General features: G+C 42.1%; 21 protein-coding genes. 10 read left to right on the plus strand and 11 right to left on the minus strand.

Features of this window, described 5'->3' with window-relative positions; all coding sequences use genetic code 11:
• Positions 1-40: 40 nt before the first annotated feature.
• Positions 41-916, minus strand: a complete 876-nt coding sequence (locus tag VCA1004_RS00755) for an ArgP/LysG family DNA-binding transcriptional regulator (protein ID WP_086981959.1) — start codon at positions 914-916, stop codon at positions 41-43.
• A gap of 137 nt (positions 917-1,053) precedes the next feature.
• Between VCA1004_RS00755 and VCA1004_RS00760 the strand changes: the two genes are divergently transcribed.
• Positions 1,054-1,674, plus strand: coding sequence for a LysE/ArgO family amino acid transporter (locus tag VCA1004_RS00760; RefSeq protein WP_086981960.1), 621 nt, complete (start codon positions 1,054-1,056; stop codon positions 1,672-1,674).
• Positions 1,675-2,199: 525 nt separating this feature from the next.
• Here the strand turns inward: VCA1004_RS00760 and VCA1004_RS00765 are convergent.
• Positions 2,200-3,813: an isocitrate lyase gene (locus tag VCA1004_RS00765; protein WP_086981961.1), complete on the minus strand. Its 1,614-nt coding sequence runs from the start codon at positions 3,811-3,813 to the stop codon at positions 2,200-2,202.
• A gap of 324 nt (positions 3,814-4,137) precedes the next feature.
• Complete coding sequence (locus tag VCA1004_RS00775; RefSeq protein ID WP_086981962.1) at positions 4,138-6,378, minus strand: malate synthase G; 2,241 nt, start codon at positions 6,376-6,378, stop codon at positions 4,138-4,140.
• A 201-nt stretch (positions 6,379-6,579) separates the two neighbouring features.
• On the opposite strand from VCA1004_RS00775, the gene VCA1004_RS00780 reads away from it, so the two are divergent.
• The gene (locus VCA1004_RS00780; protein WP_086981963.1) at positions 6,580-8,115 is read left to right on the plus strand and encodes a DUF3612 domain-containing protein; all 1,536 of its coding nucleotides are present in this window, start codon (positions 6,580-6,582) and stop codon (positions 8,113-8,115) included.
• Between the two features lie 79 nt (positions 8,116-8,194).
• Here the strand turns inward: VCA1004_RS00780 and asnC are convergent, their stop codons facing one another.
• Positions 8,195-8,659 (minus strand): transcriptional regulator AsnC, encoded by a 465-nt coding sequence (gene asnC, locus VCA1004_RS00785; protein WP_086981964.1) that lies wholly within the window; start codon positions 8,657-8,659, stop codon positions 8,195-8,197.
• Positions 8,660-8,971: 312 nt separating this feature from the next.
• Here asnC and VCA1004_RS00790 point away from each other — a divergent pair, with 312 nt between their 5' ends.
• The 4 genes from VCA1004_RS00790 (at position 8,972) to VCA1004_RS00805 (ending at position 13,583) form a co-directional block, all read left to right on the plus strand.
• Entirely contained in the window at positions 8,972-11,176 is a 2,205-nt protein-coding gene (locus VCA1004_RS00790; RefSeq protein ID WP_164520807.1) for an EAL domain-containing protein, read from the plus strand.
• 29 nt (positions 11,177-11,205) lie between these two features.
• Positions 11,206-11,985 carry a class I SAM-dependent methyltransferase gene (locus VCA1004_RS00795; protein WP_086981966.1) on the plus strand — a complete coding sequence of 260 codons (780 nt, stop codon included), beginning with the start codon at positions 11,206-11,208 and terminating at the stop codon, positions 11,983-11,985.
• Between the two features lie 169 nt (positions 11,986-12,154).
• Positions 12,155-12,664 (plus strand): ATP-dependent zinc protease family protein, encoded by a 510-nt coding sequence (locus VCA1004_RS00800; protein ID WP_086981967.1) that lies wholly within the window; start codon positions 12,155-12,157, stop codon positions 12,662-12,664.
• A gap of 208 nt (positions 12,665-12,872) precedes the next feature.
• Entirely contained in the window at positions 12,873-13,583 is a 711-nt protein-coding gene (locus VCA1004_RS00805; RefSeq protein WP_086981968.1) for a hypothetical protein, read from the plus strand.
• A 77-nt stretch (positions 13,584-13,660) separates the two neighbouring features.
• On the opposite strand, the gene VCA1004_RS00810 is transcribed toward VCA1004_RS00805, so the two are convergent.
• Positions 13,661-14,524, minus strand: a complete 864-nt coding sequence (locus VCA1004_RS00810) for a carboxylate/amino acid/amine transporter (protein ID WP_086981969.1) — start codon at positions 14,522-14,524, stop codon at positions 13,661-13,663.
• A 111-nt stretch (positions 14,525-14,635) separates the two neighbouring features.
• Positions 14,636-15,061 carry a universal stress protein gene (locus tag VCA1004_RS00815; RefSeq protein WP_086981970.1) on the minus strand — a complete coding sequence of 142 codons (426 nt, stop codon included), beginning with the start codon at positions 15,059-15,061 and terminating at the stop codon, positions 14,636-14,638.
• A gap of 285 nt (positions 15,062-15,346) precedes the next feature.
• Here VCA1004_RS00815 and ftnA point away from each other — a divergent pair, with 285 nt between their 5' ends.
• The 4 genes from ftnA to VCA1004_RS00835 all read left to right on the plus strand — a co-directional run bounded on the left by ftnA (position 15,347) and on the right by VCA1004_RS00835 (position 18,188).
• On the plus strand, positions 15,347-15,877 hold the full coding sequence (ftnA, locus tag VCA1004_RS00820; RefSeq protein WP_086981971.1) for a non-heme ferritin: 531 nt from the start codon (positions 15,347-15,349) through the stop codon (positions 15,875-15,877).
• 68 nt (positions 15,878-15,945) lie between these two features.
• Positions 15,946-16,269, plus strand: a complete 324-nt coding sequence (gene uspB / locus VCA1004_RS00825; RefSeq protein ID WP_086981972.1) for a universal stress protein UspB — start codon at positions 15,946-15,948, stop codon at positions 16,267-16,269.
• A gap of 125 nt (positions 16,270-16,394) precedes the next feature.
• Positions 16,395-17,582, plus strand: coding sequence for a BaiN/RdsA family NAD(P)/FAD-dependent oxidoreductase (locus tag VCA1004_RS00830; RefSeq protein WP_086981973.1), 1,188 nt, complete (start codon positions 16,395-16,397; stop codon positions 17,580-17,582).
• 135 nt (positions 17,583-17,717) lie between these two features.
• Positions 17,718-18,188, plus strand: coding sequence for a Dps family protein (locus VCA1004_RS00835; RefSeq protein ID WP_086981974.1), 471 nt, complete (start codon positions 17,718-17,720; stop codon positions 18,186-18,188).
• A gap of 74 nt (positions 18,189-18,262) precedes the next feature.
• Here the strand turns inward: VCA1004_RS00835 and VCA1004_RS00840 are convergent, their stop codons facing one another.
• From VCA1004_RS00840 to VCA1004_RS00860, 5 genes are all read right to left on the minus strand, one after another.
• A complete protein-coding gene (locus tag VCA1004_RS00840; protein WP_086981975.1) occupies positions 18,263-18,748 on the minus strand; it encodes an arginine repressor in 486 nt (161 codons plus the stop codon).
• 356 nt (positions 18,749-19,104) lie between these two features.
• Positions 19,105-20,109 carry an ornithine carbamoyltransferase gene (argF, locus tag VCA1004_RS00845; RefSeq protein ID WP_086981976.1) on the minus strand — a complete coding sequence of 335 codons (1,005 nt, stop codon included), beginning with the start codon at positions 20,107-20,109 and terminating at the stop codon, positions 19,105-19,107.
• 69 nt (positions 20,110-20,178) lie between these two features.
• A complete protein-coding gene (gene arcC / locus VCA1004_RS00850; protein WP_086981977.1) occupies positions 20,179-21,090 on the minus strand; it encodes a carbamate kinase in 912 nt (303 codons plus the stop codon).
• Between the two features lie 51 nt (positions 21,091-21,141).
• Positions 21,142-22,362, minus strand: a complete 1,221-nt coding sequence (gene arcA, locus VCA1004_RS00855) for an arginine deiminase (protein ID WP_086981978.1) — start codon at positions 22,360-22,362, stop codon at positions 21,142-21,144.
• A gap of 495 nt (positions 22,363-22,857) precedes the next feature.
• Positions 22,858-24,303, minus strand: coding sequence for a YfcC family protein (locus tag VCA1004_RS00860; protein ID WP_086981979.1), 1,446 nt, complete (start codon positions 24,301-24,303; stop codon positions 22,858-22,860).
• Positions 24,304-24,826 lie beyond the last annotated feature (523 nt).

The raw sequence follows: 24,826 nt of genomic DNA on the forward strand, positions 1-24,826 counted from the left end.
GAAGCTAGAAGCTAGAAGCTAGAAGCTAGAAATGAGAAACTTATCTTATTAAGCCCTTGGTTCTCTCCCCAACCAACAGTTGCGATAATTTATCGAGTACTGATCCGCTTTGATGCCAGTAATGCCAATACAGCGGCACTTGTATCCCCGGTTGGTCAGGGAAAATGTCTACAAGTTGCTCATTAAACGGTTCGGCTTGTAAGACCGGCAGCAAGCCATATCCTTGTCCATTGGTTACCATGTGCGCTAACCCTTCACTGGATGGGCAAATATGATAAGGATAATGGGTTTGATATCCCCATTGCTGCAAGGTTTGTTTATGTAATTTATCGGCAGACCCAAAGATGATGGCGGGAGCCTGATTAATGGAATGCTGGCGGTCAGGATGAGTAAAATAACGTTGATAAAAATGATGCGCACAATAAAAACGATATTCCATATTACCGACAAAGTAACAACGGGTGCCATTAAGAGGCTTGTCACTGCTGCATAAACACCCCAACACGAGCCCTTCTTCTAAATGCTTTAACCCACGGCTTTGATCTTCAATCATAATATCGAACATCACATCATGGGTTAGATTGAACTCTTTTGTCGCTTTAAACCACCATGTAGCCAAGCTATCGGCATTCACTACAATTTTTAAGGCATGAGGTTTAACACTGTCATTCATTAAGTGCTTGAGTTCTAGCTCCAGTTGCTTCACTTTGATCACGTGATTAGCTAAGGCTTGACCAGTTGCGGTTAAGCTCAAGGTTTTACCTCTCTGAACCAAAATTGAGCCGACTCTTTGCTCTAAATTAGTAATGCGTTGCGAAATAGCCGATTGGGTAATATTGAGTTCTTGTGAGGCGGCTTCAAAGCTTTTTAATGCCCCGATGCGCTCTAATGATTCCAATAATTTGTAGTCAAACATCCGGACACCTTTTCAATGGATTTTTGCTTAAGTAAATCTAATGACAGTTAAGTTTATTTAATTTTATCTAAAGTGAAAGAGAGTGCAATATAGCCGCCACTTAACTTACTCAGATAACTATAAAGAAAGGTAATTGCATGTTTAGTGTGGCATTAAAAGGGGCGGCGATTTCAGGTAGCTTGATTGTGGCAATTGGTAGCCAAAATGCCTTTTTGTTGAAGTCGGGTCTGAAAAATAATTATGTCATGCTGGTGGCGACAATTTGCTTTTTGGGCGATGTGTTACTGATTAGTTCTGGGATTTTAGGGGTTGGGGCTTTATTACACCAAGCGCCGTTATTAACTAAAATCTTGACCTTAATGGGTGTGGCTTTTTTATGTTGGTATGGCTTGATGTCAGCGAAGTCGGCTTGGCAAGGTAACAACCAATTAAGTATTGATAAAAAAGAGGTCAATCGTAACTGGGTTTCAGTAGCGTTGATGACGTTAGCGATGACATTTTTAAACCCGCACGTTTATATCGACACGATTGTGGTGTTAGGCGGCATTACTTCATCATTAAACTTTGACGAGAAAAAGTGGTTCTTATTAGGTTCATTATCTGCTTCTGCTATTTGGTTTTATGGTGTGGCGTACATTGCGAAAAAATTGATCCCGTTATTTGAAAAACCAAGAACCTGGCAAGTATTAGATAGTGTGATTGCAGTGGTGATGTTTTCGATAGCGCTTGGATTGGTGAAGACTTTAATGGGGTCCTAGTTCCTAGTTCCTAGTTCCTAGTTCCTAGTTCCTAGGTACGAGTTGCGAGGACGCTGCGCTCGAGAGCCGAAAAGAGTGTTCATGACTTAGTGCTCGGATATTGTGTTGGTCGATTTTCAGAATGACGGGCTTTTATAGCGATGAAAAAGACTTCCTGTATTCTCGCTAACTGAGAGATCGGAAGTCTTTTGATTTTTTAGGTGCTTTGGGGTTTTAGCTGCTAGTTACGAGGACGCTGCGCTTATAGATTAGCGTCATTCCAAAAGTGAGGGACGAGCTGTTTGGAATCTCCTAAAGCACATTCCTAAAGCATCTTGAGAGTTCAGTTGTTGTGGGAGATTCTGAAGTGCGCTCCTAGGTCGCTTTTCAGAATGACGGGCTTTTATAGCGATGAAAAAAGACTTCCTGTATTCTCGCCAACTGAGAAATGGGAAGTCTTTTAGTTAAGGGAAGGGCTTATTGAGAGTGACTCGGCTCTTCACTCGGCTCTCGAGCGAAGCGTCCTCGCGACTCGTCACTTCGCGGTTACGAGAACTGATTCATGGTATTATTGTCCCCCGATGCTTTTAGTGCTTGCTCACCCGAGAAGTATTCTTTGTGATCGTCACCAATGTTCGAACCTGACATATCTTGGTGTTTTACCGACGCTAAACCTTGACGAATTTCTTTCCGTTGAACCCCAGCCACATAAGCCAACATGCCTTGCTCACCAAAGTAATCTTTCGCCAAGTTGTCAGTAGACAGCGCCGCGGTGTGATAGGTGGGTAGCGTGATCAAATGGTGGAATATTCCCGCTTGCGCTGCCGCATCACGTTGGAAGTTTTGAATCTTCTTATCTGCCGCCAGTGCTAACTCTGAACCGTCGTATACTTGGTTCATCAGTTGGTCACGCTCATAGGTTGAAACGTCTTTGCCTTCTTCACTCCATGCATCAAACACTTGCTGACGGAAGTTAAGCGTCCAGTTAAACGATGGGCTGTTGTTGTAAACTAACTTGGCATTAGGGATAACCTCACGGATGCGGTTGACCATGCCAGCAATTTGCCCTATGTGTGGTTTTTCGGTCTCAATCCATAGCAAATCAGCACCGTTTTGTAGCGAAGTGATGCAATCGAGTACCACGCGATCTTCACCTGTGTTGGGTTTAAAGCGAATCAAGCCATTAGGCAGACGAGTTGGTCTAATGACCGCCTCACCTTGTTTTAAGACCATGTCGCCAGAGTTTAGCTCAGACAATGAAGTGATCTCCACGCCATCAATGTAAGCGTTGTATTGATCAGCTAAGTCGCCCGGGGTTTGCGAAACCGGAATTTTTTGCGTCAGGCCGGCGCCGAGTGAGTCGGTACGCGCCACAATGACACCATCTTCTACGCCAAGTTCGAGAAATGCGTAGCGAACAGCATTGATTTTCGCTAAAAAGTCTTCATGTGGTACGGTTACTTTGCCGTCTTGGTGACCACACTGTTTGGCATCCGATACTTGGTTTTCGATTTGAATACAGCAGGCTCCCGCTTCAATCATTTTCTTCGCGAGCAAGTAAGTGGCTTCTTCGTTACCAAAACCAGCGTCGATATCGGCAATGATAGGCACCACATGGGTTTCAAAGTTATCGATTTGGTTTTGTAGCGCCTGAACTTTGACTTGATCGCCTGCTGCTTGGGCGCTATCGAGTTCTTTAAATAGATGGTTCAATTCACGGGCATCGGCTTGTTTTAAGAAGGTGTATAGCTCTTCAATTAACATCGGTACTGAGGTTTTCTCATGCATCGATTGGTCTGGCAAAGGACCGAAATCGGAGCGCATCGCCGCCACCATCCAGCCTGAAAGATAGAGGTAACGGCCGCGGGTGGTTTCAAAGTGCTTCTTAATCGAAATCATTTTTTGTTGGCCGATAAAACCATGCCAACAGCCCAGAGATTGGGTGTAGTTAGCACAGTTTTGGTCGTAAGCATTCATATCTTCACGCATGAGTTTGGCAGTGTAGCGGGCGATGTCTAGCCCTGAACGGAAGCGATTTTGCAAACGCATACGTGCTACATATTCTGGTGTGATGGCATTCCAAGTGGCATTTCCTTCAATTGCCTTGGTTGCTTCAGAGAGTTGGCTCTTATAGCTATTTGGAGAGGTTGTATTTGGCATAATGATTCCCTTCTTGTTTCGTTATCGGATAGTCAAATGGTTGTTGTCGATTTCTTATTAGTAGTAACTTAGTTTGTGTTCTTTAATTGGTTCCTGGTTCCTGGTTCCTGGTTCCTGGTTCCTGGTTTCTAGGTACGAGTTGCGAGGACGCTGCGCTCGGGAGCCGAAAAGAATGGTTGACATTAGGTAGTCTCGCCACACAATCCTCTCGGCTCTCGGCTCTCGGCTCTCGGCTCTCGGCTCTCGGCTCTCGGCTCTCGGCTCTCGGCTCTCGGCTCTCGGCTCTCGGCTCTCGGCTCTCGGCTCTCGGCTCTCGGCTCTCGGCTAGGGTCTTAATTCGTTCTTCGCCCAAACTCGATATTGATGCAACAACGGCTCGGTATAGCCACTTGGCTGATGACGGCCTTGGAAAATCAATTCTCGTGCCGCTTGGAACGCGAGACTTTGTTCTACATTTGGCATCATAGGTTGGTAACCTTCTGAGCCGACATTTTGTGCATCTACCACTTGCGCCATTTTGTGCATGCTGTCCATTACTTGCTCGGGGCGGCAGATGCCGTGCAGTAACCAATTGGCAATGTGTTGGCTGGAAATACGCAGTGTGGCGCGGTCTTCCATTAACTCGACATTATTAATATCAGGCACTTTGGAACAACCAATCCCCATTTCTACCCAACGCACCACGTAGCCCAAAATGCCTTGAATGTTGTTATCGAGTTCCGCTTCCACTTGCCGCTGTGTTAACTCGTTGTCGCCTAGTAGCTCAAGGCTTAATAAGTCTTCCAGCTTAGCCGGCGTACGTTCGCAAATGGTTTGCTGCTGTTCGAATACATTCACTTGATGGTAATGAAGCGCATGCAAGGTAGCCGCGGTTGGTGAGGGCACCCAAGCGGTGTTCGCGCCTGCTTGTGGGTGAGCAATTTTTGCTGTCATCATGGCTTTCATTTCATCTGGCATTGCCCACATACCTTTACCAATTTGTGCTTTACCGGCAAACCCACAAGCGAGGCCGATTTCCACATTATTGTTTTCATAAGCATTGATCCAAGCTTGGTGCTTAATATCCGCTTTGGGTTTAAATGCACCGGCTTGCATGCTGGTGTGAATTTCATCGCCGGTGCGGTCAAGAAAACCAGTATTAATAAACACCACGCGAGATTGTGCGGCACGGATGCACTCTTTTAGGTTAACCGTAGTGCGACGTTCTTCATCCATAATGCCCATTTTGATAGTGTTCGCTGGTAGTTGTAGCATTTTCTCGACACGTTCAAAGATTTCATTGCTGAACTCTACTTCTTCCGGACCGTGCATTTTAGGTTTAACAATATAAATGCTGCCAGTGCGGCTGTTAGTTACCCGACAGGCCGCTGGATTTTTAATTTCAATTGAGGCAATCAGTGAGGTGATGACCGCATCCATCAAACCTTCGGGCATGTTTTGCCCTTGAGCATCTTGTGCTAAATCACTGGTCATCAAGTGGCCAACATTACGAACTAACAAGAGTGAACGGCCATGTAAGTTGTAGTCATTACCATTTTCATCGCTAGAGCTATTTTTACTCGTGTAGCTACGGTCGCAATTTAAGCGACGAATATGAGTTTGATTACCTTTGGTGATATTGGCGGTTAAGTTACCTGTGATTAAGCCAAACCAATTACGATATGCTTCGATTTTGTCCTCACTATCAACCGCGGCAATAGAGTCTTCAAAGTCCATAATGGTCGACAGCGCCGATTCCACTTGAATGTCATCCAAACCGGCAAGGTCATGGCGACCAATTGCGCCTTTGCGGTTGATGATCAGCTCAATATGTAAGCCATTATTCTTCAAGACGATAGAGGTTGGCTCAACATCAGGGTTGCTTGAAGCTACAAACTGGCAGGGTTGGGCTAACCCTGATTGACTTCCATCTGGGAAGGTAGCCAAGAGGTGGCGGAAGTACACGGTGTAAGCCTGAACATCGTGGTGCGAGCCTTGTTTTAATGGAAAATTTTGGTCCAAAAAGTTTTTGGCAAATTGAATTACATGCTGGCCGCGTGCGGGGTTGTATTTTTTGCCTGCTTTCAAACCTTCAGTGTGGGAAATGACATCGCTGCCATAAACCGCATCATATAAGCTGCCCCAACGAGCATTTGCCGCATTCAAGGCAAAGCGAGCGTTTTTAATTGGTACTACCAATTGTGGTCCAGCTAACCTTGCTATTTCTTCATCCACATTACTAGTTGTAATTTGGAAATCATCCCCTTGAGGTACTAAGTAGCCGATGTTGCGCAAAAAATCTTGATATTGCTCGTGAGCCGAGTGGGGGTGTGCTTTGTGCCAATCATCAATTTGTTGCTGCAGTTGTGCTCGCTTGGCTAATAAAGCGTGATTTTTGGGCGTAAGATCTGTGAGCAATGCATCAAGGTCGGCCCAGAATTGTGTTGGGTTGAGTCCAGTTAACGGCAGCACCTCTTGATTGACGAACTGAACAAGAGCCGCATTAATGGTATGTCGCGTGGCTGGTTTGATAGCTTGGCGATGAGTTTGATCATCGGTAATTGGCTGTACTTGCGCTAAGTTCATAATCGTTCCCTCGTGTTGCCTGCGTGAGATTTGATATTGAGCGTTTAAGTGGTCCAATTAGTGACTGGCTTCTTAAAACGGAACATCAAATGCTGCTTTTTTATCCTGAAACTCAAGAATAGCGATAAATTGGCTAAAATTTCACAAAGAAAATTACACAGTGTAAATTTTACAAAAACAGCTCAGGGAGAGGGGCGGGCGATGAAAACGACAAATACATTGAATAGACAATCACATTTTCTCGGTACTAAGGTTCGTAACTTGCGAAAACGTAACGGGTTAACTTTGGAGGATTTATCGTCTCGTTGCATTAAAATTGACCCTGAGGATGCCCCGTCAGTGTCCTATCTTTCGATGATCGAGCGTGGTAAACGGGTGCCGAGTGAAGGCATGCTAGAAGTGATTGCGCAAGTTTTTCAAAAGCCGCTGCACTGGTTTTTAGATGATGCCAGTGAAGAGCAAGAAATTACTCCCGAAAAAGGCTCTCGCGGGGGAATTAATGGTATGGCGCTTGAGCCGAGTTTCTTGTTTTCGAATGATATTTTACAAATTGCCATTCCTGAAATGTTGTCGCAAACCGGCACCACTGGTCATCAATTTGCTCATCTGTTAATCCGCGCCCACCAAGAGCATCATCAAAATCATTTTCCTGATCTGGAAAAAGCGGCAGAGCAAGTAGGGCAAAAGCGCATGCCATTGGCGGTGGAGGATTTGCTTGATATTTGTAAAGACGTAGGCGTTACCGTGAAGTGGTTTGATGAGCCGTCGCAAGATGTGGTGGATAGCCACGGGGTGAAATCTAAACATATAGTGCGCTCTTATGCTGAAGCGCCTGGAGTGATCCGGATTAATCGCGCCCTCAAAGCCAGCCCGGAAAAACTGAAATATGATCTGGCGGTGCACATTGGCCATAAAGTGTTGCATAACAGCGACGGAGAAAAGCACGTCATTGCCTCGGATAACCGGAATTTATCTACCTTAAAGCCGGATTTAACCCGGGATGTGAACCGCCTAGATTCGACTCATATTTTACAAGCGTGGCGTGATTTTGAATGCTCGTTTTTTGCCGGGGCGTTATTGTGCCCCAGAGTGCCATTTCGCCAATTACTCGATAGGCACGGTTATGAAATCAGCGTCAGTCAATTGATTGGTGTGTCGGAATCGGTGGTGATGCGCCGCATGACTGCAGTGTCACCTTATCCATATTGGCATTACTTTGATGCCTACAATCCGGGCAAATTGAAAGCCGTGTATCGAGGTAATGGTATTCCACTGCCGTGGGGCAATATGCGCATGGTGGAAGACCCGTGTCAGCATTGGTCCGTCTTTCGTATGATTGGCATTCCTGGCAATACTCCGGTAGCGCAAATTTCAGTGCTTAATCAAGATGGTGTACCGCATATTTATTGCTGTGAATCGGTTAAAGTCAAAGACATGGCGGGCAATTATCATGTGCTGTGTTCTGGGGTTGATCTCAATCCGGCACTAGAAGCACAAGGGCAAGATGCGGTAGAAATCGCCAAAGCGTTGCAAAAAGAATGCGTACGTAAAGGTGGTCAGTGCGTCATCCCTTATGAGATTAAAAAGTCACTTTTAACGGTGGCGCGCATTTTAAATATTAATTGGATTGAACGTGGTATTGACAGTGAAGCAAGAGTAATTTGTGCTCGCGGAGGAATGTGCCCAAGACAGCCAAGGTGCTATAAAGAAAAATCACCCACCGTGAATGTTGAATAGCCCAGTAGCTATTCGTTAACCTCATGATGCACTCAGCACACACGAATCATGCCGTATGGGGATGCTGAGTCTATTCTATTTAAGGATTCACACTGCGGTTAATTGGATTTTGCAGCGAAATCAAAGTTTCAGTGGACTGTACTTCGTCAATAGCTTGCAGTTTATCAATCAATACATATTGCAGCTCTTCAATGTTCTTGCACATCAATTTTACAAAAATATTGTAGGCCCCTGTGGTGTAATAAGCCTCAACCACTTCATCTAAGGCATTGAGTTTTTCTATCGCAGAGTGGTAATCACGCGCTGCATTGAGGTTAATACCAATAAAACAGCAGACGTCATAGCCGAGTTTTTTTTCATTAACCACCACTTCCGTCCCTTCAATGACTTTGGCGGCTTTCATTTTTTCCACACGAACATGCACGGTGGCTGGGCTGACATCAAAACGCTTGGCCATTTCAGCGTAAGGGGTTCGAGCATCTGCCATCAGAATTTTTAAAATAGCGCGATCGAGGTCATCCAGTCGAACGTTAGCTTCCGACATCGTACATCCTTGATGATTATGATTAGAGGTGAGTTAAGAATATCACAAACTGTCAATGAAATAGTTGGTAAGGCAATAAAGATGAGCCATGATGAATAAGGGTTGATTTTTATATCCTTTTGTTTACAAAAAAGGTTATTGTGATTTACAAAGATGACATTAGCTGAATATAAAAGTGGTTTGATGATAAGTGAGGTGAACAAATGGATTTGACACACAATGAAGTAACCGTTCAGGGTTATCAAAGAGCCTGTCCAGGTTCTATTATTTGGTCTTTATTATTCATCGAGTCTTAACATCATGAGTCTTGATATGCTTTTTTTTGCTCTTGGTTTTCTTCTGATAGCAGGAGTGGCTTTGGTGGCTGGATTTCGTTGGTCACATTATCTCAAGCAAAAGAGAAAAGAGCGGCAACATCATCAACACTTATTAGAGTCCGTCTATAATTTAAGTTATCAAGGTATCGGTGTAGTGGATGAACACGCACATTTAATTTCTAGTAATTTGACTTTGAAAGAGTTGGTTTCGGCACCTCAATTTGATTATGAGCAGCCAGTTTGGGCGTTTGCCGGCTGGTCTGAAGTGAGTAAGAATAAAGTACAACAGGCACTGGAGGATGTAAAAAAAAGGGGTATTGTCCGTTTTGAAGGGGAGCTAATTGATAGTCGTATCGGCCCAGCGGTGTTTGACATAACGATAAAAAAGCTACCTAACATCGACAATAGCGGACGTTATTATTTATTTGAAGGTAAAGATATTACAGCCAAAAAGCAGGCAGAGAAGCAATTACTCGAAAGTGAAGCGCGTTTTAGAACGTATTATGACTTACAACCGGTGATGATGTTAACCGTTGATGAACATGACATTATCCAAGCGGCTAATAAATTTACAGCAGAATTACTCGGGTATTCGTTGGAGCAGCTATTAGGCCATAAATTACAAGAATTCTATTGTTCATCCTCCCAGCTAACGGCTCAATTGACATTAGGACAAGTGAAGCCACCTCAGCTCACCGAGTCCACCACACCCTTTGTTGTTAGGCGAGAAATTCGTTATTTGGATGTCAATAAACGAACTGTGTGGATTCGAGAAAATATTCGTCAAATTCCTGCAACACAACAATTACTGATTGTGGGCGAAGATATTTCAGAGATGCATTTATTGGCTGAGACATTAGATTTTCAAGCCCATCATGACTTATTAACCAGTTTATATAATCGCAATCATTTTGAACAAGAACTGGCGCGGGCATTATTAGAAGTTAAACAACAAAACCGTTCCCATGGCTTGCTTTATTTGGATTTAGATCAGTTCAAGCTCATCAATGATACGGTGGGGCATGAAGCTGGAGATGCGGCGATCATCTATAGCGCACAATTATTGACAGATATCACGCCACCATCGGCAGAGCTTGCCAGAACGGGAGGTGATGAATTTGCAATTTTATTGCGTGATACCAATGAAAATGAACTTATTCAATTTGCCCAAAAAGTTCTGCACGCTTTTAAAATCAACCATTTTACTTGGAACGGTATTCATTTTAATTTGAACTGTTCGATTGGCTTACGCCTTATCGATCACAGTGCGACCTCCACTCAACAAATCCATGCTCAAGTTGATACCGCTTGCCATTTAGCCAAAGAAGAAGGGCGTAACCGAGCGCACTTGTACCGAGCTGATGATGAGAACTTACGTCACCGTGAACTAGAAATGGAATGCGTGAACCAAGTGTATGATGCATTGGCGCACGACCGTGTGGATTTATACGCTCAGCCTATTATTGACTTGGCGACTACCCCAAGCGAGAACATGTATTTCGAAGTTTTAGTCCGCCTGCGAGATAAAGACAATCGACTTATTTCGCCAGGCATATTTATGCCAGCGATTGAACGGTATAACTTAGCGCACTTAATTGATCGCGCTGTGTTTGAAAAAACATTAACGTGGTTTGAAGCGCGACCTGAAATAGTTGCTAGACTTGCGCGTTGCTCGATTAACTTATCCGGCCAATCGATGGGAGATAAAGACTTTGTAGGCTTTTTGATTGAGCGGATAAAAAACACCTCGCTCCCAACCAGTAAACTTTGCATTGAGATCACCGAAACTGCCGCGGTGGGTAATATGAAAGATGCCATGGATTTCTTTACCCAATTGAAAGCCTTAGGTTGCATGATCGCCTTGGATGATTTTGGCTCAGGCTTGTCGTCTTTTGCCTATTTAAAAACCTTACCGCTGGATATTGTTAAGATTGACGGCTGTTTTGTTCGCGATATGCATCAAGATGAGATGGATCGCGTGTTAGTGAAATCCATTCATGATTTAGTGAAGCAGTTAGGTAAGAAAACCGTCGCAGAGTTTGTTGAAAATGAAGAAATTCTCGCAGAATTAATCAGCATGGAGGTCGATTATGCTCAAGGGTATCTTATTAGTGAACCACTGCCATTAGAGCAATTAGTGAAGCGGATGATGAATCGTCCTGTTTTTCATGATACTTCTCATTTATTATCCCACTCTTAAATTATTCACTCATTGTATTTGGAGCTTATGTGCAGCTACGTTTATGTTGCGATGACCCGCAAAAACAACCTGAACTGAACGCCATCGCGGAACGTTGGCAACTCACCCATCAGCAAGATAGCCAGTTTGCTTTGGTGTTGACTGAGGAGCGTTTAGAGCTACGTAAGTTGGATGAACCTAAATTAGGCGCCATTTATGTTGATTTAGCTGGTGGCGCGGTGGCGCATCGACGCAAATTTGGTGGTGGTAAAGGGCAAGCCATTGCGAAAGCCGCAGGGTTAAATAAAGGCGTAACCCCAAGCGTGTTAGATGCCACAGCTGGGTTAGGTCGTGATGCATTTGTATTGGCCTCATTAGGTTGTTATGTGCAAATGGTTGAACGCAATCCGGTGGTTGCCGCCTTATTAGATGATGGATTAACTCGTGCCAAGCAAGACCCAGAAATTGGTAGTTGGGTGAGTGAGCGGATGCAGTTATTACACGCTTCAAGTCATGACGCACTGTTGCAGTTATGTGAGCAATCGGATTTCGTACGACCGGATGTGGTGTACCTTGACCCTATGTATCCGCATCCTGAAAATAAGAAAAAGAGCGCCTTAGTTAAAAAAGAAATGCGCGTTTTTCAGTCCTTAGTTGGCGCTGATAATGATGCAGATGCTTTGCTTGAGCCTGCCTTAGCGTTAGCAACTAAGCGGGTGGTGGTAAAACGACCAGACTATGCGCCTTGGTTGGCACAACAACAACCCAACATGGCGATTGAAACGAAAAAAAATCGCTTTGATGTGTATGTTTTAAATAGCATGGTTTGAATAGTATGGTTTAAACCGCGAGTCTTAAACCATATTCCTTTAACTGTATGCCTTCAACCGGGTAAACCGTTAAGGCTAAGGGTGACAAAAAATTGACAAAAGGGAAGGAATTAACGTTTAGCGTTAGAGTCCAATTCCGTGTTATTCACATTTAACCGTAAAGGTGTTTATGAAATATTCTCACGTATTATTCTCGGCGTTATTGTTGCTGCCTTTATCTGTGACGGCCGCCGAACCGCAAACAGACGTTGCTCAATTACTGCAAAATAAGATCGTGGTTGGACAAAAAGAATGGGTAACCGTTCTGAATACCGAACAAAGAACCATTGCCAAAATCGATACTGGTGCAACCACATCGTCCATTAATGCGATTGATATTCATGATTTTGAACGAGATGGTAAAGATATGGTGTCATTCAAAATCAAAGCAAAAGATAAGGTGAGCAAAGAAATTACCTTACCGGTCCAACGTTGGGTGCATATTAAGCAATCTTCAAGCACCAAAACGTCACGTCGCCCGATTGTGGAATTGGATATTAAGCTAGGGGATAAAACCTATACGACGCCATTTAATCTTGTTGATCGTGACCACATGATTAACGCCATTTTAATAGGACGTTCATTTTTGAATCCTATCGCCTTGGTAGATGTGGAACAAAAATATATCTATAGAAAATAAAACCTTGTGATAAATGCCTCTCCAACGCCTTATTGGTTCAGATCGGTAAGGCGTTTTTTTTGCACTTAATACGACTAGTTTTCACTTGCATTAAAGAGAATTAGTCACTATAAATGAAATAAGAATCGTTATTATTACTAGTGTTGTTTGCGTAAGTGCCAGCTCGCTAGTCACTCATTCGTCATTTCACTTAGTTAGGTGTGCAGTTGTGGCAAAGTCGTTATGCAAATTGTCTCGTCGTGATATTAAAGCCGGCAATATTGAAAAGCTGGTGGTCGATGCTAAATTTTATTGTCGTTCTTGTGCCCGTACCTCGAACCAAAAAAATGTTCTGTGCCACCCATCGACGTTGTCTAATAACGCTCGTCGAGTGGCATCTCAAAAAACGATTAGTACCAAGGTGAAAAATCGCCATCAGAGCGAACAACAAGCCCACAACATTTCTCAAGTTGTGGCTAAAGCTAAGGCATTAAAAGCGCAACGAGATAGCTTGTTGCATGCTGATGCTCATATTCCAGCCAAGATTGAAGTCAAAGCTGATGGTGTGAATGTTGTCACCCCTCTTACTTTGACGGCCAAGCCCAAAGCTCAAATAGAATCGATCCAGCCTAATGCGCTAACTTCTCTTAGTTTGAACTTAAAACAAGTAAAGGTGAGTTTAAAAGCGCAGAAAAAGCAGCAAAAGCAATTGAAAAAATTACTGAAAAAGCAGCGACAAGCGGTTAAAAAACATAAGAAGTTATTAAAACAAGAACATAAATTATTGAAACAAGAGACTAAGCTGGCTAAACAGCAGCAAAAAATGAGTCAACGTGAAGAGAGAATTGAAAAGCAATTAGCAAAGTTTGCTCGTGATTCTTCATTCAATATAACGCCGTTATTAAAGCAACCAAAACCAGCGATCAAAGCGTTACATTAATTAATTCGGCAGTAGAGGCACAGGAATTCAGGTGCCTCTTACGATGAGTCTACAAAATTGGTTGCTATTTATTGACGTTAAGCCAATGCCTTCTTCTTAACCCAACTCTCATTGACCCACAAAGACAACATAATCACGCCCCCGCCAAGTAATAAGCGCCCCATGTCCACATCGCGATTCCAAATCACAATATTGACCAATAAGCCTGCCGGTACTAACGCATTATTCATGATCGCGAGCGCCCCTGAGTTGACCATACATGCGCCTTTATTCCATAAGAAATACCCTAACCCTGAGGCAATGAAACCTAAATAGGTCAGAATGCCCCATTGCAGGTGAGTGGTCGGCAGTTTGGCGGGATTACCCAGTAAAGCAAAGGCCACAGATGCGACAATGAAGGCTCCGATATAAAAGTAGCCAAAGACCGTGCGTTGTGAAAGCTCGACAGGGGATTGTTCCATGACATGCTTATAGCCTACTTGTCCAAGGGCAAAACAAATATTGGCCCCTTGTACGACTAAAAATCCGCTTATAAAGTGGCTATTTACTCCAGCAAATTTAATGATAGCAGCACCAGAAACCGCAATGGCGGCGGTAATGAGATACCAAGGTGAAAAACGACCTTTTAATAAATCATAAATGAGCGTGACATAAATAGGGGTAAAAACAGTAAAGAGTAAAACTTCAGGAACCGACAGCAATAAAAAGGATTGATAATAAAAGCAATACATTAAGCCAAGTTGAACCCCGCCAATCGCCATCAGTTTGGCAATCAAAGTTCGAGGAATGGCTTTAAATTTTAAGAAAGGCAAGAAGATGAGGCCGGCAAGTGCGATTCTCATCCAGACCGAAAACCAAGCATCTACTTGACCGGCAAGATAGACGCCGATCAAGCTAAACGAAAACGCCCACAATATCGTGACCGCAGAAAGATAAAACATATCGCATCCTTGTTGATTTAAGTTTTGGTTTATTGAGCCCTTAGGCTAGTGAAATATTGTAAACCAAATAAGATGCGACGAGTTTACCTGTGCGAGGTGATAAAAAGCAAGTTAGTCTTCTAGTGGCACGATTAACATATCAACTGAGGTGTCATTGATCAGTTGGCGAGAGGTTGAGAGTAATTTACTCCAGAAATCTTTATGGTGGCCACATAACACCAAATCGACATGAATGCCTTCAATAGCATTGGCAATTTCGTTACAGAGATCACCACTGGACACAATGGTTTCACTGATTGGGTAATTGATGGCTTTGACTAAAGTTTGAATTTTTTTCTGCGCGGATTCCAGCATCGCATTTTGGGTTTCTGCAAAGTTGATTTCCATGAAACCAGTGTACATATCGGTAAAATTGACATCAATATGAATGAGAGACAATTTTGCGTCACAAGCTTTGGCTAAATCCGCGGCTTTTTTCACAAGAATTTCGCTGTCATCGGATAGGTCGACAGCTACCAGTATGTGTTTATAAGTCATATTACGCTCTCCATATTTTAATATTACCTCTGGTTTCAAACCTCAAAGAGACCGATTATTGGGATTCAGCCTGTGTTTGAAATCAATGGAACCTATGAATCAGATTACCACTACCATAACGGAAAAAGTGCCGCTGAGCTCTCAGTATTTTGAGTTCTCATGGTCATTTATCCGGCTTTATGCTGATATTTATGTCTATTGAAAGGCTAAGATTGGCATTGTTTTATACTAGAGCGTGTTATAGTTTAGCCAGGTACTGTTCAATATTTTTCCAAGGAGTCCATCATGCTTTCTAATGCAATGGTTGAGCAATTGAATGAGCAAATTAATCTAGAATTTTTTTCATCTAATCTATACTTACAAATGAGTGCTTGGTGCGAAGATAAAGGTTTTGAAGGTGCAGCGGAGTTTTTACGTAAGCATGCCACTGAAGAAATGGAGCACATGCAACGTTTGTTTACTTACGTAAGCGAAACAGGTGGACTACCGATTATCGGTGCAATTGATGCGCCTAAACATGAGTTTAATGGTTTAGGAGAAGTTTTCCGTGAGACTTATGAACACGAGAAGATGATCACTCAGTGTATTAATAAACTCGCTCATGTGGCTTTTACTAGCCAAGATTACTCAACCTTTAATTTTCTTCAATGGTATGTCGCAGAGCAACATGAAGAAGAGAAGCTGTTTAAAGGGATTTTAGACAAGCTAGAACTCGTTGGTGAAGATGGCAAAGCGCTCTTTTTTATCGATAAAGATCTGGCTGAATTGGCAAAACAAGGTACATCCTCTGTGATGGCAGGTTCAGCAACCGTATAATATTTGCGGTAAAAGCGTTCATTATGATCGTCTTTTCTTCCTGCTATAAAAGAGGTTTGGAGGGAAAGATGATCAGTGCAGATACATTATTAACCGCGTTAGCGCTTGTTACCCTTATCAATTTTATTCGATATATCACCACTTTGCGCTCGCTGATTTTTATTATGCGAGAAGCGCACCCACTACTTTACCAACAAGTGGATGGGCGTGGCTTTTTCAGCAGTCAGAGCAACTTTCCTAAACAGGTCCGTCTTTATCATTATTTAAAAGATAAAGAATATCTGCATCATCACGAAGAAGTGTTTATTTATAAATGCAGCAAAGTGCGTGAATTATTTGTGTTAACTTCCGGTTTGGCGCTACTCACTTTAGTTATGGCTTTTATGGCCTGACTCGACCTTTATAGCCTCACCCGTTGGGAAAAACAGATGTGATATAAAAAGGATGTGCGTTAAAATCGCGCGTCCTTTTATTTTGCCTGTTGTGATACGGGTAAGCGAACATGAGTGAAGTAATTATGAATGGTCATTATGAAGTTGTGATTATTGGAGCGGGCGCGGCCGGGTTAATGTGTGCGGCAGAAGCTGGCAAACGAGGTCGCAGCGTACTTATTGTTGACCATGCGAAAAAGCCGGGCCGTAAGATCCTGATCTCAGGAGGCGGTCGTTGTAATTTCACGAATTATGATGTCAGCGCCAATAATTACCTGTGTCAAAACCCTCACTTTGTGAAATCGGCGCTATCTCAATACACCAACTGGGATTTCATTAGCTTAGTGTCTAAATATGGCATTGAGTACGAAGAGCGTGAACATGGGCAACTGTTCTGTGTAGACTCTGCCAAGCATATTGTCGATATGTTACTGCAAGAATGCGATTTACCGAATGTTTCTCAAAGATATCGTTGTGATGTACAGGATATCGAAAAAACTGAGACAGGTTTTCGTTTCAAAGCTGATACCGACACCATTACTTGTGATTCCTTAGTCGTGGCAACCGGTGGGCTTTCTATGCCTAAATTAGGTGCAACGCCTTTTGGATATAAAATCGCGGAGCAATTTGGTTTATCTGTGGTGTCGACCAGTGCAGGTCTGGTGCCGTTTACTTTGCATAAAGAAGATAAAGAAGATTTTGCCGAATTATCCGGGATTGCTATTCCTGCCGAAATTACCGCTCAAGATGGCACCCTGTTTAAAGAAGCCTTATTGTTTACCCACCGTGGCTTATCTGGCCCTTCAGTATTGCAGATTTCTTCTTATTGGAAAGCTGGCCAAACCGTTACTATTAATTTGATCCCTGAAGCGGATGTTTTGGATTTATTCATACAATCTCGTGAAAAGCATCCGAATCAAAGTTTAAAAAATACTTTAGCTAAAGTGTTGCCGAAGCGCCTCGTGGAAGTGCTGATTGAACGAAAAGTCTTGGAAGATAAGCCGCTGAAACAATTCAACGAAAAGCAGTTGCATGAGATAGATCAGCAATTACAACATTGGCAAGTACTGCCCAATGGGACGGAAGGTTATCGGACGGCAGAAGTGACGTTAGGCGGCGTGGATACTCAGCACCTGTCTTCAAAAACCATGGAGTGTAAACAGGTTCCAGGGTTGTATTTTGTTGGTGAAGTGATGGACGTCAGCGGTTGGCTTGGCGGGTATAATTTCCAATGGGCATGGTCGTCTGGATTTGTGGCGGGTCAATGGGTGTGATAATTTTCGCAATTTGATAGCTATTACCTATTGATAGAATAACCGTAATCCCTTTTACCTTATTCTCTAAAGAGGCTATTCTATTTCCATAGAAAAAATAATGTTAATCACTCACTAGCTTAGAGAGGCGATGTAATGGAAAAGAATATGATTGGTTTAGATAAAAAACAAACAGTAGTTTTGGCTGATGAACTTAATCAATTATTGGCAGACTATCAAATTTTATATATGAATGTTCGTGGTTATCACTGGAACATTAAAGGGCGTGATTTTTTTGAATTGCACGTCAAATTTGAAGAGATCTATAACGATTTAGTCGTGAAAGTTGATGAAATTGCCGAGCGTATTTTGACTCTAGGCTCGACACCTGTTCATGGCTTTTCACGTTACTTGGCGATGTCAGAGTTAGATGAAACGTTAAATGTTTCTAATGGCGCGGATGCGGTAGGGCATATCTTATCGGCTTATCGTATGCTTTTAGCTAAGCAGCGTCATATTGTGAAATCTGCGGCTGAAGTCGATGACGAAGGTACAGTTTCATTGATGAGTGACTATATCAGCCAACAAGAAAAAGAAGTGTGGATGCTTAACGCTTACCTTCAATAATCGCTCACTGCTCTGAGCCATTAACCTTTCACTATGCCCATTATCGTAACAACGGTAATGGGCATTATTGTTGGTTATGACATACCAAGACTTTCTTTAATTAAACGCTCACACCGTTCCACTTTGTTGATGTCTGCAGGAATAATTAAAATCGTATCATTGCCGGCAATGGTCCCTAGGATATCAAGGTGCGGGTTGTTATCGAGCAAACGGGCGATCAATTGGGCGCTGCCTGGGTAGGTTTTAATGATGACATTGTGTTGGTTATGATTGATAAATTCTATTTGAGACAAAATAGAAGATTGCACTCTAACCGGAGAGCTTTCCAAGGTAATGCAGTACACCTTTTCGCCTTTTGCGTTGCGAACCTTAATTACCCCGAGTTGCGTTAATAACCGGGAAATGGTGGACTGACTGATCCCGTTGTAACCCATATCGATTAATTTTTTTCGAATGTCGTTTTGATTGGCAAAACTTTGTTGTTTTAATAATTTTTTACAAGCTTCGATTAACGATGGGTTAGTTTCATTGAAGTGTTGTTGAGGCATATTTTTATTCATTTTCGATCCTTATCCGAATCTTTCAGCAAGAATAAATAGATAGAAATGTTTCCATACCTTTAACATCTGTCCATTGTGTGGTTTCTATTATGCTTTTTTTTGTCAGCTTTTTATGATTATTTCATCGTTAAACTCTTGATTGATTAGCTTTTTGTGACTGGGGTCAAACCGAAGTGTGTTGAGGCATTTAGCAAACGTTTGTCATGTTGTTGAAGTGTTTTTGGTTTGGATGGGGAGTGTAATGAGATGAAAAAATTCTGTGCGGAAAGTGTTGGAAATAATGAACTTGAGCAAAAAAATTACTCTGGCCAAGTGGCAGCCAGAGTAATTGGAGTGATTAATAGGCTAAATGAAGATTAGTCACCTAAGGTTGCTACCATCACGGCTTTGATGGTGTGCATGCGGTTTTCTGCTTCGTCGAAGACAATTGAGTAATCAGACTCAAAAACATCTTCAGTAACTTCTAAACCAGACATACCATATTTTTCTGCGACATCTTTACCGACAGTAGTTTCTTCATTATGGAATGCTGGTAAGCAGTGCATGAATTTCACGTGTGGGTTGTTAGTCGCTTTGATGACATCCATGTTCACTTGGTAAGGTGTCATGAGTTTCACACGCTCATCCCAAGCTTCTTTTGCTTCACCCATAGATACCCATACGTCAGTGTATAAGAAGTCGCAATCTTTTACGCCAGCTTCAACATGTTCAGTTAGGTTGATTTTCGCGCCAGTTTGTTCAGCGATCTCTAAACATTGTTTGTAAAGCTCTTCTTCAGGCCAGAATTGACGAGGAGCGATAAGGCTAATTTCCATACCCATTTTTGCCGCGCCGACCATTAAAGAGTTACCCATGTTGTTGCGAGCATCGCCTAAGTAAGCGAACTTGATTTCGTGCAGTTTTTTACCGCGACCGTGTTCTAGCATCGTTAAGAAATCAGCAAGAATTTGTGTTGGGTGGAATTCGTTAGTGAGACCATTCCAAACGGGTACGCCTGCATGCGCGCCAAGTTCTTCTACGATGTCTTGGCCGAAACCACGATATTCGATACCGTCATACATACGACCCAATACACGAGCCGTGTCTTTCATTGATTCTTTATGGCCAATTTGAGAGCCTGATGGGCCTAAGTAAGAAACTTGAGCGCCTTGGTCAAAAGCCGCTACTTCAAAAGCACAACGAGTACGAGTCGAGGTTTTTTCAAAAATTAAAGCAATATTCTTGCCTTTAAGGCGTGGTTGCTCATAGCCTGCGTATTTAGCTTTTTTTAATTCTAAAGATAAGTCTAAGAAGTGTTGGATTTCACGTGGAGTGAAGTCGAGTAATTTTAAAAAGTTACGATTACGTAAGTTAAAAGCCATGATGTTGCTCCTATTTGATAGTGTTCTGCGTAATGACGGCAGGACACTTTTTATTCGGTCATAGTAAAATTAATCTTTAGTGATACAAGTGCCTGCTTTACCTTCGAGGATGCGTAATCCATCTTGTAAAGCACCAATACCAACCAGTTGTCCGCCTTGTTTAACAAATTCACATGAGGCAGCAATTTTCGGGCCCATTGAGCCTTCATCAAATTGATACTGTGAGAGTTGTTGCGGAGTTGTCGCTCGGATGGCCTGTTGCTGAGGTGTACCCCAGTGGGTATAAACCGCATCTGCATCCGTTAAGATGAGTAAAGCATCCGCATTCAGTTGACGCGCTAGGTAAGCGGCAGACATGTCTTTATCGATGACCGCTTCAATACCGGTTAGCTTGCCATTTTGTTTGATGACAGGAATACCGCCACCACCCGTACAAATAACCAGGTTACCTGATTCAATCAGCTTGGTAATCGCTGCGCTTTCTACAATCCCTGTTGGTTGTGGGCTAGGAACCACACGACGGAAATACTGACCATCAGGTTTAATAATCCAATTGTATTTTTCAGCAAGTTGACGAGCTTCAGCTTCTTCATAAACAGGACCAATTGGCTTAGTTGGATCGGAAAAAGCAGGGTCGTTTGGATCAACCGTCATTTGAGTTAATAAGCAAGAGACGTCAAGTTCCGGTAAGCGGTTTTTAAATTCTTGCATTAACATGTAACCGATCATGCCCTGTGTTTCACTGCCTAACACATCTAATGGGTATGGGTTAACTTTGGTATATTCTAAGCCTTGTAGCGCCAATAGACCGACTTGTGGGCCGTTACCGTGGACTAAAACGACATTATAATGTTGAGCAATCTCAGCAATAGATTCGACCGCTATTTTAATATTTTCGCGCTGAATATCAGCTTCTAAAGGTTCACCTCGGCGTAGTAACGCATTACCACCCAAAGCTACCACAACGGTTTTTTTCATCATTATTTACACTCTTTAATGTGGCTGCAATACGAGATTGCAGCCATGATTCGTTTAGATTCCATCACGTTCGATTGGGCAGCTCATGCAACGTGCACCACCGCGACCACGACCTAATTCATCACTTGGAATTGGTAGTACGGTAATACCGGCTTTATCGTATTTTTCGTTGGTGTAAGTGTTACGTTCATAACCAACCACAACACCTGGGCTAACAGTTAATACGTTGTTCGCATCGTTCCATTGCTCACGTTCTGCTTCAAAACTATCACCACCCGTTGTGATCATGTTTAGCTTGTCGACGTGTAGTGCTTTTTCTATGGTGTGGATGTAGCTGTCTTGCTGTTTGGTTACCACTTTGCCTGACTCATCGCCAGTTAAGCTCCAGCAGTTAGCATCGTTAGGAATAACGTTAGGATAAACAGAGAAAGTATCTTCACGCATGTGAGTCATCACGGTATCTAAGTGCATGCATGAACGATCTTTTGGTAGTTCAATCGCAATGACTTGTTTCGCTTGGTTGTGTTTGAACAAGCTAGAAGCTAATTGTTCAACACCTTGTGCTGTTGTACGTTCGGATAGACCAATTAATACAGCGCCACGTCCGATAACTAATACATCACCACCTTCAATTGTTGAGCGGTCGTAATTTTTCTCTTCGTCGCCGTAGTATTTAATGAAATCTTGGCCAGCAAAGGTTGGGTGCCAGCGGTAAATCGCACGTAGATGGTTGGTTTCACGTTGACGTGCAGTTTTCGCCATTGGGTTAATAGAAACACCGCCATATACCCAGCATGATGTATCACGTGTGAATAAATGGTTTGGTAATGGTTCAATAATGAAATCATTTGGGCCGTACATGCTTTGTAGCATAGAAGAAGATTTCATTGGCATTTCACCAAAGGTTAAGCCGCCAGTAAGAATTTTCGCTAGTTCTAGATTAGGAAGATCAGATAAGAAGCAGCGTACGTCATTAGCAAAAGTTTCACCGAAGCGGTATTTAGAAATTTGAGTCGACAGTAACCATTCTTTTGCTTCTGCAACGCCTAAAGTATCAGCCAATAGATCTGTTAATAATAAAACTTCTACGCCTTGAGATTTCAATGTGTTAACGAAGATATCGTGCTCTTTACCAGCATCTTCGACAGCAAGCACATCATCGAATAATAAGTCATGGCAATTAGAAGGGGTAAGATGAGTTAACGCTCGACGTGGACGATGGACCAGTACTCTACGCAGTTGTCCAATTTCAGAACCTACATATAAATTACTCATTTTTATTTTCCTCTTTTTATTATTACAGCAAGGGTAATTAATTGGATTTAATTAATTTATGAATCTCTTATTTATTTTCTTATTTAATTTCTATGTGGTTAATATTAATCTTCCACCCTCTTAAATCTTAGATCTGTGTCACACTTTTTTGTGTAAATTCACTTAACTATTTGTTTTCAAATGATTTTATGCTAGGTGTTGATTTTATATTTAAGGATGATTTCTGGATGTTTATGCGCATTATTTTATGATTTAAAGGGATTTTATAGTGATTCGTGAAAGTTTATTCTTTTTGATGATTTTGCGTTTTTCTATAAATATTCATTCATATTGAGTTTGTATCGTTATTTTGCTTTTTATTATGTTTTAAATTTTTATTTATTGGTCTTTTATCACATTTGAATTATTTATTATGTTAATGATTTGTTTTTTATAAAATGAAAAAAAGCCAGGAATTATCCTGGCTTTTAAATATTATTGAAAAGTGATTTGCTATTACAGCATAGAGCTAATACTTAAAGTGATCATGATCATTAAACATAACCAGAATAAAAGTGGCATAACCCATTTGACCCAGCGTAAGTAAGGCACTCTTGAAATAGCCAGACCTCCCATCACGACAGCAGAAGTCGGGGTTACGAGGTTTACTAGGCCGGAAGCAGATTGATAAGCGGTCACCACCAGATCTCGTCCTACGCCAGCAAAGTCAGCCAAAGGAGCCATAATCGGCATTGTTAACACCGCTAAACCAGAAGAAGACGGAACAAGGAAAGACAGTAAAATCTCTAAGAGGTACACAACATTAATGAAAATAATAGAAGATAAGCCAGAGACTGCTTCTTCTGCTAGATGCAAAATAGTATCTGTGACCCCACCCGCGTCCATTACGACAACGATACCGCGTGCAATCCCGATAATCAGAGCAACCCCAAGTAGATCTCGAGCCCCATCGATAAAGTTGCTGGTCAGTTCTTCTTCGCTTAATCGGCCGACTAAACCTATGATGATAGACGCACCTAAGAACAAGGCTGATAGCTCAGCCATCCACCATCCTGACACCGATACACCGTAAATCATGATGCCAAAGGCTAAGGTGAAGATGGCTAAAATGATTTTTCGTTTTGGAGTGAACTCTAGGTCTTCTTCGCCTTTATTGCCTAAGAAAAAGCGTTTATTTTCTTCCGCTTTATCGTAAACCAATGATTTTGTTGGGTCGTTTCTGACGGCACGAGCATAACGCATGACATAAAAGACACACAGCGCCCAACCGAGAACTAAGATAATTGCGCGCACCACAATACCATCAGTAAAGGCAATGCCAGCTGCGTCTGCTGCGATAACCGTCGCAAAAGGGTTCATTAATGAGCCTAGCGTACCGATACCCGCACCGAGTAACACAGTCGCAGCCGAAACAACGGAGTCAAAGCGAGCTCCCATCATGACTGGAACCAATAATGTGTAGAAAGGGAGTGATTCTTCAGCCATACCATAAACCGTACCACCTAATGCAAATAAGAACATTAGGATAGGGATCATCATTTCTTCTTTCCCTTTGAGGCGGCTGGTGACTTTTTGAATCCCCGCATCAATCGCTCCGGTGGAATTGACTAGGCCTAAAAAGCCACCAATCACCAAAATGAAGAGTGAGACATCAATGGCATTGGCTTCATAGGTGCTGCTGTTATAAAAGCCGTTAATTGGAGCCATTAACACATCTACGATACCTTGAGGGGTACTTTCCGTTGGATGGTAAGTACCGGCAATAGGCACCTCTTTCCCTAAATCTTCATTAATGACGCGATCATATTGGCCTGATGGAACAACCCAAGTTAATCCCGCAACTAAAGCAATGAGAATAAATAAAATTGTGTAGGCTGAGGGGAATTTAAATCCACCTTTCTTTTCTTCTATATTATCCGGATGGGCAGTTTGTGATGACATAATATCTCCTTACACAATACGAATTAAATTAATATATATGTAATTTTATGAATATAAATTAAGGTTGTTTTTAATTATTAGAATTATAGGTGTTGAATTTTTTAATCTTTTTTATGTTATTTTTCTATGAAGAGTTGTGCTTTGTGCTAGATCACAAAAAAAATCAAGGTTAAATGGTTGTTTAAATAGTTACCGTGGTGTAATTGATATTATCTCGTTTTTATTGAAATAAAATTCTTCGAAAATGAATTATTCTTAAATTTAAGCCATTATTTATTTGATATAAATATTAATAAGAAATTTTATGCAAAGTGAAGAAAATAACATCAATTAATTTTCCCGCTAGATTGTGATCTGTATCACTCTAGTGAGTTGCGAAATAAAACAGGGACTGAAGGTGCGATAGATGGCTAAATGGAATCTTCACGGCAGGTAAATGTTCATTAAATAATAAAAAAGTAATCGGAATGTAATTAAACTCAGAGGAATAAGGTAGATTTGATCACGAATTGAGATCAACAAG

It is taken from the genome of Vibrio aphrogenes, assembly GCF_002157735.2.
In the GTDB taxonomy this organism is placed as follows: Bacteria; Pseudomonadota; Gammaproteobacteria; order Enterobacterales; family Vibrionaceae; genus Vibrio; species Vibrio aphrogenes.